Raw genomic sequence first — 452 nt, forward strand, 5'->3', positions numbered from 1 at the left:
TTTGTTGTAGGCAGCTTCCGATCGAGCCTGCGCGCCCTTGTCTCGCCCGCGCCAGGCAGGACAATCGAATCGGTCGCCTGCGCCAGTGAGGGACAACGGATGTTCGCAGCAGCCAACCAGACCCATTTCAGCCTCGCCATCGACGGCCTCGCCCTCGACCTGCAGGTGCTCTCCTTCAGCGGCCGCGAAGCCATCAGCCAGCCGTTCGCCTTCGACCTGGAGCTGGTCGGCGAACGCCCCGTGCCGGACCTCGAAAGCCTGCTGCACAAACCCGCCTTCCTTACCCTCGGGCCCGCCGGCAACGGTATCCACGGCCTGGTGCGCAGCGCCGGACAGGGCGACTCGGGCAAGCGCCTGACCCGCTACCGCATCACCCTCGTCCCGCAACTGGCCTACCTCGCCCAACGCACCAACCAGCGCATCTTCCAGCACCTCACGGTGCCGCAGATCGT

At 67.0% G+C, this 452-nt stretch carries 1 protein-coding gene; it reads left to right on the forward strand.

The window, feature by feature from the left end:
- Positions 1 to 99: 99 nt before the first annotated feature.
- Positions 100 to 452 (forward strand): contractile injection system protein, VgrG/Pvc8 family (locus tag HMPREF2924_RS03935; protein ID WP_049311576.1); only part of this gene is annotated, 353 nt, incomplete at its 3' end.

The organism is Pseudomonas sp. HMSC063H08 (assembly GCF_001813645.1).
Taxonomy (GTDB): Bacteria; Pseudomonadota; Gammaproteobacteria; order Pseudomonadales; family Pseudomonadaceae; genus Pseudomonas; species Pseudomonas aeruginosa.